This is a genomic window from Gammaproteobacteria bacterium (assembly GCA_034522055.1).
Lineage (GTDB): Bacteria > Pseudomonadota > Gammaproteobacteria > JAABTG01 > JAABTG01 > JAABTG01.
This window is the reverse complement of sequence record JAXHLS010000006.1, coordinates 1-11,093: the sequence shown is the minus strand read 5'-3', so window position 1 is coordinate 11,093 and position 11,093 is coordinate 1. Positions and strand designations below refer to the sequence as shown.

General features: G+C 62.8%; 8 protein-coding genes and 1 pseudogene. 3 read left to right on the top strand and 6 right to left on the bottom strand.

Features of this window, described 5'->3' with window-relative positions; genetic code table 11:
* The first annotated feature begins 95 nt into the window (after positions 1-95).
* Positions 96-1,352, top strand: coding sequence for a DUF2325 domain-containing protein (locus U5S82_18535; protein ID MDZ7753580.1), 1,257 nt, complete (start codon positions 96-98; stop codon positions 1,350-1,352).
* A gap of 10 nt (positions 1,353-1,362) precedes the next feature.
* On the top strand, positions 1,363-1,737 hold the full coding sequence (locus U5S82_18530; GenBank protein ID MDZ7753579.1) for a FeoA family protein: 375 nt from the start codon (positions 1,363-1,365) through the stop codon (positions 1,735-1,737).
* Positions 1,738-2,025: 288 nt separating this feature from the next.
* On the opposite strand, the gene U5S82_18525 is transcribed toward U5S82_18530, so the two are convergent.
* From U5S82_18525 to U5S82_18500, 6 genes and pseudogenes are all read right to left on the bottom strand, one after another.
* Complete coding sequence (locus U5S82_18525; GenBank protein ID MDZ7753578.1) at positions 2,026-2,283, bottom strand: group II intron maturase-specific domain-containing protein; 258 nt, start codon at positions 2,281-2,283, stop codon at positions 2,026-2,028.
* Positions 2,259-3,338 (bottom strand): group II intron reverse transcriptase/maturase, encoded by a 1,080-nt coding sequence (gene ltrA, locus U5S82_18520; protein MDZ7753577.1) that lies wholly within the window; start codon positions 3,336-3,338, stop codon positions 2,259-2,261. The genes U5S82_18525 and ltrA (U5S82_18520) overlap by 25 nt, the downstream gene beginning before the upstream one ends.
* Positions 3,339-4,131: 793 nt before the next feature.
* A pseudogene (locus U5S82_18515) lies at positions 4,132-5,632 on the bottom strand (ISNCY family transposase).
* Between the two features lie 15 nt (positions 5,633-5,647).
* The gene (locus U5S82_18510; protein MDZ7753576.1) at positions 5,648-6,901 is read right to left on the bottom strand and encodes an ISL3 family transposase; all 1,254 of its coding nucleotides are present in this window, start codon (positions 6,899-6,901) and stop codon (positions 5,648-5,650) included.
* Positions 6,902-7,420: 519 nt separating this feature from the next.
* Entirely contained in the window at positions 7,421-8,734 is a 1,314-nt protein-coding gene (gene ltrA, locus U5S82_18505; GenBank protein ID MDZ7753575.1) for a group II intron reverse transcriptase/maturase, read from the bottom strand.
* 680 nt (positions 8,735-9,414) lie between these two features.
* Positions 9,415-9,918 carry a putative 2OG-Fe(II) oxygenase gene (locus U5S82_18500; GenBank protein MDZ7753574.1) on the bottom strand — a complete coding sequence of 168 codons (504 nt, stop codon included), beginning with the start codon at positions 9,916-9,918 and terminating at the stop codon, positions 9,415-9,417.
* Positions 9,919-10,039: 121 nt separating this feature from the next.
* Between U5S82_18500 and U5S82_18495 the strand changes: the two genes are divergently transcribed.
* The gene (locus U5S82_18495; GenBank protein ID MDZ7753573.1) at positions 10,040-10,648 is read left to right on the top strand and encodes a pseudouridine synthase; all 609 of its coding nucleotides are present in this window, start codon (positions 10,040-10,042) and stop codon (positions 10,646-10,648) included.
* Positions 10,649-11,093 lie beyond the last annotated feature (445 nt).

Here is an 11,093-nt window from a genome sequence, read left to right as displayed (position 1 = left end):
GACGAACCATGTGTCAGTCATCACGATCATTTCACCTTCTCCAAGAATCCCCTCAGTCCTCCGCGCACCCGGAGTCCGCACCGGCACCACAATCTATGCGCCCTCTCAAAGCCCCCCCTCACCCCTGGGCGATCCCGGAGTCCCCACCGGATGACGCCGGCCTGAAGCGCAAGTCCCGCCGCAAGCTATGGGACCTGGCCCGCAATCTCCATTGCCCCCTCATCGGCACCTGCCTCGAGGTCGACGAGTTGCATCGCGTGGCCCGCAAGGCCCGCGCCCGTTTCGACGGCCCCTTGAGCGACTACGATATCCATGTGTGCTTCGTATCCAACGCGGAGGAAAAGAACGCCCTGTCCGTGGCCACCCACAAGGCCCTGGATCGCAAGTTCGCCTCCCACCTGCGGCGCTTCGCCGGGGCCCGCACCGTCACCGAGCTGGCGGCCCTGTGGGAGGAGGCCTGCGCCCGCGGCGAGGTGCCCGGAGCCTTATGGGCCACGCTCACCCACCCGGCCTGCGACGAAGACCTGCGCACCTTCGTCTACGAAGAGGTGCACATGCTGTCCCATCAGATCGGCGCGGGCCAGCGTGCCGATCTCAAAGCCTTGACCTCCGCACGCGCCGAACTGGAGCATCTGCGACACGATTTCGACGCCCTCCACAGCCGCACCCGCACCCAGTTGCAGGAGCGGGACCAGCGCATCATGGAACTCGAGAACGCCCTGCGGGAGTCCGACACGGAGCGCCGGCGCGGAGAAGGCCAGCGCCAGGCCCTGCAGGCCATGGTGGATGATCTGCAGGCATCGACGGCCCACCAGAAGGTCGTCGAGGCCCGGCGCACGGCGGAGCACGCCACCGCCCGGCTGCTGCGCGTGGAACGGGACCGTGACCGCCTGCAACAGGCATGGGAGACCAAGCTGGGCACCCGCACCAACCCGGGCACCGGCGATGGAGACCGGGACCTTCATGGCGCAGCCATGGAACATGGGTTTGCCGAAACCCTGCACGGGTGCGAAGGCTGCACCGAAGAAACCTGCGCCCTCTCCCGCGATCTGGGCGGACGCCGCATCCTGTGCGTGGGGGGCCGCATCGAGATGGTGGAGCAGTACCGCGCCGTCGTGACGGGCCTCAACGGGCGCTTCGAGCACCACGACGGGGGCCTAGAGGAGCGACGCCAGCGCCTCGAGGCCCTGCTCTCCTCGGCGGATGCCGTGGTATGCGCCACCGACTGCGTGAGCCACGATGCCTATTACCGCCTGAAGCGCTTCTGCAAGGCCCACCGCAAGCCCCATGTCTTCCTGCAATCGTCAGGACTCACCAGCTTCACCCGCGCCGTAGAGGCCATGGCCGGATAGGGGGATCACCATGAAGCCTTTGCCACCAGACCATTTCACTACTCGAAGCGCCGCCGCCCGCCGCTTCCCCGACCACGGCGACACGAATGCACCCCCACGCCCTGCGGCTTATCGCTGCGGGGCGGCGGGTTCGGAACAACGCCTGAGCCTCATCGATATCGGTCGCCGCGTCACCATTCGCCGCACCGCGGACCACGCCGCCCGGCGCCGCCTGGCCCTGTACGGGCTCATAGAGGGCGTGGACGTGATAGTGGAGAAGCGCGGTGGTGCCGGCGACCTCATCGTCCGCTTCGACGCCGCCCGCTACTTTATCCCCGCCCACCTGGCCCACGCCATATGGGTCAGTCCGGGCGGCGGGAGTGACCCGCCGAAACGGGACCAGTAGTCCGCCGCGCTCAAACAGCGAAAAGCGTAACCACGAAAGACGCAAAAGGCGCGAAAAGGGGGAAGGCAGGGGGGCTTCGATTACCCCTGTGGGGCGACGCCCTCGTCGCGATTTCCCGGTCTCAATTCTCCGTGTCGACGGCGGTCCAAACCCACGCATATCTGGCGAAGGATTGATTGCGAGGGTGACCAGAACCCACCCGATAGGGGTCGGGAAGGAGTGACCCTCCCCGCCCTCCGAACCGTGCATGCGGTTCTCCCGCACACGGCTCTCCAGTCGGTGGTTACCTCATCGGGATTGGCTCGCCAACGTCCGGGCTTCGGTCATGGTGAAAAGCCCAGCCGCAGCGAAGAACGCGTTCGGCCAGCGGAGATGGTCGGACTGACAATGACCCGCTCCCGGGCGCTTCTGCTGCTTGCGCAACAGCGCCCGTAATCGACGTCGGACAAAACCGTCCACGCGAGGAAAGGTCCACGGGTGCGCGTGCTGGAAATACACGAACCAGCCACGCAGCATCGGGTTCAGGTCGGCCACAATCCGCGCCAGCGAATCCCCACGACTGCGCCGGGTTTTGGCCCGGACCCGGTCGTAAAGGGCCTTGCGGCTCTTCTTGCGTACCCACCGCCGTCCCGCTTCAAACCGGTACCCGAGAAACTCAAAGCCTTCCCGGGCTGCCGGCAATCCCCCACACGGGTCTTCTCCGGGTGCAGTTGCAGACCATTGGCCTCCACCCAGTGCCGCAACTCCTGCAGCGCCTCCTGGGCTTCGTCCGGACTGGCACACAGGATCACGAGGTCGTCAGCATACCGAACCATCCGATAGCCGCGCTGGGTCATGTGTACATCCAGCCCGTGCAGGTACAGATTCGCGAGTAACGGACTGATCACCGCCCCTTGGGGCGAGCCCCGGGTCGGCGTCCAGCGCGCTATCTCCGCCACCACGTCCTGGCGCAACCAGGCGCGCAGCAGGTCGAGGATCCGACCATCGCTGATCCGGTCCTCGACCCGGGCCATCAACGCTTCGTGCGGGATGGTGTCGAAGTACTGGGCCAGGTCGGCATCCACCACATGGGTGTAGCCCTCCCGAACCAGCCCATCCACTTCCCGCAGCGCATCCTTGCACCCGCGACCCGGGCGAAACCCGTAACTCATCGGCAAAAACTGGTGCTCGAAAATCGGCTCGAGCACCCGCTTCATCGCCGCCTGCACAATCCGGTCCTTCACCGTCGGAATGCCCAGGGGACGCGTCCCTGTCCCCTTCGGAATCTCCACCCGACGCACCGCATCCGGTCGGTACCGTCCAATTCCCAGCGCCTCTCCCAGCTCCGCCAGATACCGCTCGGCATGGGCCTCAAAACGCTGCACACTCTGGCCATCCACCCCCGCTGCACCCCGGTTGGCCCGCACATCCTGCCACGCCCGTTCCAGGGTCTGGGGGCGATGCACCTTGTCGATCAGACTGAACCACTTCGTCCCTTGGACGCCGTTACCCAGCGCCGCCAACATGCGCTCCGTCCAAATCGTGCGGTCCACCCACGGCCATTCCACCGGGTTGGACGAGTCTGGCTTAGCCTCTTGCGAGACACTCTCGACCCTTTGCATACGCGCTCACCTCCTCCAGACTTCACCCATCCACCTTCCTGCCTCCCTTCCCTCGGCGCGATTTCTGTTCTTCGCGCTTTCCCGGCACCACCCACGGTTTTAGGCGGAGGACGCCCTCCAGCTCTTGGGTCCGCGTTTCCGCAGCACCTCGCCATGACCGCAGCAGAACCGTTCAGTACTACGAAGGCTCTGACTCCTGCCCACCGTCACCACGGCGGTCAGGTCTCCCCGCTTCTCTCGCATTTCCTTCCCAGCGTTCCGTCTCCAACCACGGAGGGGACCCGAATGTCGCTTTCCACGCCAATCCCAGCGCATCCGATGATTTTCAGGCTTCACCTTCTCCTAGCGGGCTCGCCGTCCCGTACCGCCGAATCGAGTTCGTCATCCTACGGACCGCCAGTTCGCCTCCGGTTGCTCTCCACCCCGCCTCGCGACGACGCAGTTACCTTCGACTACGGGGCCTTGGCTTACCCCGACACGGACTCTCACCGTGCAGAAAATGCGCCTCCACGGACGCACTAGGAGCCGAGCCCCCTCGGCGATAAACCCTCGACCATCGCACCCCCCATCGCCCAATCGGCCAGGGGGCTGGCCTCCTACATCGTGCCTGCACGAAAACCCGTATTTCCCGGCAAATTCCCAGCGTGACACTCAGGTACTGATGGCCGGTGTTCCACCTTGGCGACTGTTTTGAGATGCGTGGCGTCATCCAATGCGAATGCTTCGCATTGATGGTGATGTGCAGACGCTCCTCTCCTGTCCGCGTGGCGCGGTATCGGCTTCGGAGCGCTGCTCAGGCAGCCTTTCGGTAGGGGCCGCGCCTTCGCCGCTCCCGCTCTTGTTCTTGCTGACGCAGCAGCGCGCCAAGGCGGTGAATGTTGCGTGCGAGCACGGCCAGCGCCACATAGCGCTTGAAGCCCTCGATGCCGTGGTCCGGACACTTGTCCAGACCATGAACCTCCAGGGCATTGATGGCCGACTCCACCGCCGAATGGCGATGGCGCAGGCGCAGAAATTCCTCATCACTCTCGCGCACCTTGTCGGCCTGAGGAGACGACCCTTCTTCGGCAGGACCACCCGCTCCAGACGCTCAGCCAAGGCCGCCTGGTTGGCTGGACTGTGGAAGCCCTTGTCCATGCTAACAGCGCGCAGTGGCGCAAATCGCTCCTTCGTCTCCTCAACCATCGGTACGGCCACCTGATCATCGGTGCACATCTGCATCACCTGGTGGTGCAGGATGAAACGGTCGCTGTCCTCCATCACGCACACCCGCAACCCCAACTCCACCGGCACCCCGGCCTTGCCCTTGCTGATCCACTCGGTGTGGGGCTCGAACAACGAGAAGACCTTCTCATTGTGGGGGATGCGCTCGCCCTGGAGCACGCGGCGGCGGATCTGATCGATCTGCCGATTGGCGTGGGTCATGAATTCATCAAGCTCGCGCAGCAGCCCCTCGCTCAGCGCACAGGAGGCCGGCACTTTCTGGCGGATCTGCTCGGCACGGGTCAGGTGGTCCTCGGCCAGTTCCAGGTAGGTGCCGTGGGCCTCGGCGATATCCTGCAGTTTGGCTTGACGCTTGTCTTCGTCCTTGGAGGTGGAGTGTTTGAGCCGCTGGACGATTCGGTACTGGCGCTTAAACTGGCGCTGATGGTGGGCATGCTGACGCCAACCGGGCAGCGCGTGGAGTTCGGCCAGTTCGGTGCTCAAATCGATGACCTTACGGATGGCGTCGAGCAGCAAGTTGATGTCGGTGGGGAAATGCACATCGGTCTCCACCACGAACGAGTCACAGCGCCCGACGAGCCCTTCTTCCAGGTTTTTTTTTAGCGCCTTGTGCCCCGCACGCACCACCTCTTGATTGATCCGGTCCAGGAGCTCCGGGGTGAACAGGCGCAGATTATCCCGTAGCGTCTGCATCGGGTAGAGATAGGTGTCGGTCCAGTCGCCGTGCCCGAGGAATTGGCGGATCGTGTTGTGCTCGTTGGCCAGTTCCCGGACCCTGTCGTAGTCGGCACTGAGCCCCAGGCGCAGTACGCCAAGCACCAGGATCTTCCACTGCGACATCCCGGCCGACCGGCGTTAGGGGCCACCAGGAGATTTTCTGCCTCGCTATCACGTACCGGGCGCACCTCTTCAAGGATCGCGAAAACCCGCTCGCGCAACGCGGGCGTGGTGTAGATGTGCTGCAGTCCCCGCAGGAGCTGCGGGATGTCATCGCGCGATTTGGGATCGAGCCAAATCGCGCCGATGTCCTGCTCGCCGATCTGCATTTGCGGCTCGATCACCTTGCGCATACGAATTTCGCCTCGTCAGAAAAATTCGTGGGCGGTTTCCGGGACAGGTAATGCTCCAAGCGCATGATATAAAGCGATTTCTGCCGCATGATAAGTCCTGAAGCCATATGCTTTTCTGGTGGTCAGTTTCGCTTTGTTATTGAAACCTTCGACAATGCCGCTCGAAAACTGCTTTTTTGCCCGGAACCAGTTCAGCAGCAGGGGCCGATGGTTTCTCAGCATGCGGGCCACCTTCTTCATCGGCTCAATCTTGGAACGCATCGTTTTCGTACACCACTTATCCAGGAACTCACCGGCCCAATAGGGCGACTGATACGACCAGAAGAGCTGAAACTCCTCTTTGAGCAGATAGCTTCTGACCGACTTCAAATTGTACTGCAGCAGATCCGCCAGTTTGGTCTCCTGTTTCTCCGTCAGATTCTCCGGACGCTTGAGCAGCAGCCAGCGGGTCTTCGTCAGTACCGGATCGTAGCCTCTTTTCTTCAGCTCCTTGGCCTCCCCGGCCCGCACCTCATCGATCGCTTTACTCAAGTGCGCCATGATGTGGAACCGGTCCAGGATGTGGAGTGCACCTCCCGCCTTCTTGGCGATCACCCTCAGGTAGGGCTTCCACATATCGCTGCAGATATAGCGCAAATCGGCGGTTCGTTCCTTGCCAAGCCACCGGAAGAATCCCAACAAAGTTTTGACCTTCCGTTTCTTGCCGATCCACAGCAACCGTTTACAGCCAACGTCGATCTGGTAAACCAGCGTGAGGTACTTGTGGCCCCTCTGCCATTGGATCTCATCGATACCAATAGCTTTAATGCCCGACAGGTCTCTATGTTCCCGGCCCCAGGTGACAGCCATCTCGACCGAGCAGAACACATGGTCCCAACTGGTGCGAAAGGCTTCAGCGACTTCCTTCCAGCTCAGGCGTTTGGCCCAGCTCGCCAGAAACCAGGCATAGGCCTCGGTCAGGCGATGTTTGCCTTCGGCCCAAGGCATCCGCTCCACCACGATGCCACAGCTTGGACAGTCGACGCGGCGTGGCGCATAGAGAAAAAACACCTTAATACCCCACACCGGAATAAACTCAAATCTTCGAACCGGCAATGTGTCGTAACCCGGCCTGCGCCGGCCGCACCTCGAGCACTCCGGCCGCCCATTACCGCGAGGGTGGAGTTCGGCCTCGATTGTCGGCACCTCCGTGCCATCTACCCAACGGATGGCGCCGTACACAAAAGATTTGAATTTCTGGACTCGATTAAGGATAGTCTTGACTTGCATCCTCGCTCCTTTTTTCTGATTGACGGTTGGTCGTACTTCCATCATCTCAGAGTTAGGGAGCAGGATGCGCTTCCCCTAATAAAATCTAAATTTGCATCCCTGGAGTGCTAGTTATCTACGTTTTTACCCACAAATTTTCCTGAAGAGCCCGAATTTCATCCTGGCGAAGATTGCGTCTCTCAAGGGCCTTGTGCGCCTGTACCGTCCGGCCCTCACCGGTTACGCCGCCATTATATCAATGCAGATCAATGCGTTACAGATTTATCTTGCAATCCAGCAAACGGAACCGTCGCATTCTTCGCGTCGCGATTATTAGCTTATGCCGTTGATCAATAAACTCTTTTGAGTTTCTCGTGCAGGCACTACATCGTAAATCGAAGCCAGCCGTAGGCGCCGAAAAGGAGGAAGGCCGGAGGGGCTTCGATTACCCTTGATAGGGGTCGGGAAGGAGTGACCCTCCCCGCCCTCCGAACCGTGCATGCGGTTCTCCCGCACACGGCTCTCCAGTCGGTGGTTACCTCATCGGGATTGGCTCGCCAACGTCCGGGCTTCGGTCATGGTGAAAAGCCCAGCCGCAGCGAAGAACGCGTTCGGCCAGCGGAGATGGTCGGACTGACGATGACCCGCTCCCGGGCGCTTCTGCTGCTTGCGCAACAGCGCCCGTAATCGACGTCGGACAAAACCGTCCACGCGAGGAAAGGTCCACGGGTGCGCGTGCTGGAAATACACGAACCAGCCACGCAGCATCGGGTTCAGGTCGGCCACAATCCGCGCCAGCGAATCCCCACGACTGCGCCGGGTTTTGGCCCGGACCCGGTCGTAAAGGGCCTTGCGGCTCTTCTTGCGTACCCACCGCCGTCCCGCTTCAAACCGGTACCCGAGAAACTCAAAGCCTTCCCCGGGCTGCCGGCAATCCCCCACACGGGTCTTCTCCGGGTGCAGTTGCAGACCATTGGCCTCCACCCAGTGCCGCAACTCCTGCAGCGCCTCCTGGGCTTCGTCCGGACTGGCACACAGGATCACGAGGTCGTCAGCATACCGAACCATCCGATAGCCGCGCTGGGTCATGTGTACATCCAGCCCGTGCAGGTACAGATTCGCGAGTAACGGACTGATCACCGCCCCTTGGGGCGAGCCCCGGGTCGGCGTCCAGCGCGCTATCTCCGCCGCCACGTCCTGGCGCAACCAGGCGCGCAGCAGGTCGAGGATCCGACCATCGCTGATCCGGTCCTCGACCCGGGCCATCAACGCTTCGTGCGGGATGGTGTCGAAGTACTGGGCCAGGTCGGCATCCACCACATGGGTGTAGCCCTCCCGAACCAGCCCATCCACTTCCCGCAGCGCATCCTTGCACCCGCGACCCGGGCGAAACCCGTAACTCATCGGCAAAAACTGGTGCTCGAAAATCGGCTCGAGCACCCGCTTCATCGCCGCCTGCACAATCCGGTCCTTCACCGTCGGAATGCCCAGGGGACGCGTCCCTGTCCCCTTCGGAATCTCCACCCGACGCACCGCATCCGGTCGGTACCGTCCAATTCCCAGCGCCTCTCCCAACTCCGCCAGATACCGCTCGGCATGGGCCTCAAAACGCTGCACACTCTGGCCATCCACCCCCGCTGAACCCCGGTTGGCCCGCACATCCTGCCACGCCCGTTCCAGGGTCTGGGGGCGATGCACCTTGTCGATCAGACTGAACCACTTCGTCCCTTGGACGCCGTTACCCAGCGCCGCCAACATGCGCTCCGTCCAGATCGTGCGGTCCACCCACGGCCATTCCACCGGGTTGGACGAGTCTGGCTTAGCCTCTTGCGAGACACTCTCGACCCTTTGCATACGCGCTCACCTCCTCCAGACTTCACCCATCCACCTTCCTGCCTCCCTTCCCTCGGCGCGATTTCTGTTCTTCGCGCTTTCCCGGCACCACCCACGGTTTTAGGCGGAGGACGCCCTCCAGCTCTTGGGTCCGCGTTTCCGCAGCACCTCGCCATGACCGCAGCAGAACCGTTCAGTACTACGAAGGCTCTGACTCCTGCCCACCGTCACCACGGCGGTCAGGTCTCCCCGCTTCTCTCGCATTTCCTTCCCAGCGTTCCGTCTCCAACCACGGAGGGGACCCGAATGTCGCTTTCCACGCCAATCCCAGCGCATCCGATGATTTTCAGGCTTCACCTTCTCCTAGCGGGCTCGCCGTCCCGTACCGCCGAATCGAGTTCGTCATCCTACGGACCGCCAGTTCGCCTCCGGTTGCTCTCCACCCCGCCTCGCGACGACGCAGTTACCTTCGACTACGGGGCCTTGGCTTACCCCGACACGGACTCTCACCGTGCAGAAAATGCGCCTCCACGGACGCACTAGGAACGACGCTCTCGTCGCGATTTCCCGACGCCAATTGCGGTGGGGCGCCGCTCCTACAGGCGGCGCTTCCACCGTCATCTCTTTGTTCTTTCGCCTATTTCGCATCTTTCGTAGTTATTAAAAAAGCAAACGGTTCCGCCAAATAGGCACCCGCCGTCTCACGGGTCCCGAAGGCCGACATTGAAGGCCATGGACAGGCGGATGCCGTGCCCGCGGTGGGGTGTGACCTCGTGCTCCCAATGGGGCGGAAACAACACCAGCAGCCCCGGCAAGGGGGTCAGGACACGGCGCCCGGCCGGGGTGGCCACCACCAGATCCCCTGAGGCCCGCGGTACCGTCAGGTAGTACACGCCGGACAGGCGCTCGTCATCCATGTCATGGCGGTGAGGCAGGGTCGCGTCCCCGGGGGCCATGACATTGAACCAGACCTTCATGGACAGGCCTTGGAGGCCTCCGGCCTTCAGCATCGCCATGGCGTGCCGCCGGATCTCGGCGAGGAGATCATCGGCCTCGGGCAGGCGGTCGAGATCCGGATAGATGTTCTCGTAACGCCCTTCGATAAAATGGCTGCGGCGGGTGGTGGAGGCCGCCGTCTGCCGCCAGAACGCCCGCACCAGGGACGGGTTCCATTCACGCCAGCGGGGCAGGCGCAGGATAACCATGTCCCCCGCATCGGCGGACAACACCCTGCCAGCCGGAGGCCTCGCATTCCTCATGGTATCCCGGTTATCGTCGCCATATATTTGCCAGGGATCCTCCCACAGGTCGCAGGCGCGCGGAAACATGAGCCGGAGGGCAGCAAAAACCAGCGGGCCCCGAAACCCTCGAAGGTCCGGCGCAACACCGCGGCTGGTGCTGTTCAACAAGCCTTACGGCGTCATGTGCCAGTTCACCGACCGCGATGGCCGTCCCACCCTCGGAGACTTCGTCGATATGGCCGGCGTCTACCCCGCCGGGCGGCTGGACCGGGACAGCGAGGGGCTCATGCTGCTCACCGATGACGGGGCCCTCCAACACCGCATCAGCCATCCCGCCACCAAGCTCGAGAAACGCTATTGGGTACAGGTGGAAGGCATCCCGGACGCCACACAACTGGACCGCCTCATCACCGGCCTGACGCTGAAGGACGGACCCGCCCGCGCCACCCGGGCTCGCCTCATCCCGGAGCCCGCCCTATGGCCTCGTGATCCACCCGTACGCTTTCGCCGCCACATCCCCACCAGCTGGCTGGAGATCGGTTTGACTGAGGGCCGCAATCGCCAGGTACGCCGCATGACCGCAGCCGTCGGCCTGCCTACCCTGCGCCTGGTACGCCATCGCATCGGGCCCTGGGAATTGGGTGATCTGGCATCAGGCCAATGGGCCATCACACCTATTCAAAGCCGATTATGAGGACCGACCCGATCACGATCTGTGGGTCGGGATTCATCCCGACATGAAAGCCCGCCGCACGCACCATGGGCCGGGGCGGAACCACCCACGGGCTGTCGGGCTGAAGCCCGACCTACGAGCCCGACCTGCGAAGACAAAATACCGCCCGTTCCAGCGGCACGGATGTAGGTCGGGATTGATCCCGACATCCCTTCGACCCAGACGCCCGCCCAACATCCCCTCATCCTGTCCTTCTCCCCAAGGGAGAAGGGACCTTCCAATGACGTCGAAGCGCACAGCAACGTAGGGTGGGTCAAGCGCAGCGGACCCACCAGTTCGCCTCGTTATCGGGATGTGGGTCGGGATTCATCCCGACATGAAAGCCCGCCGCACGCATCATGGGCCGGGGCGGAACCACCCACGGGCTGTCGGGCTGAAGCCCGACCTACAGGCCGACCTACAAACA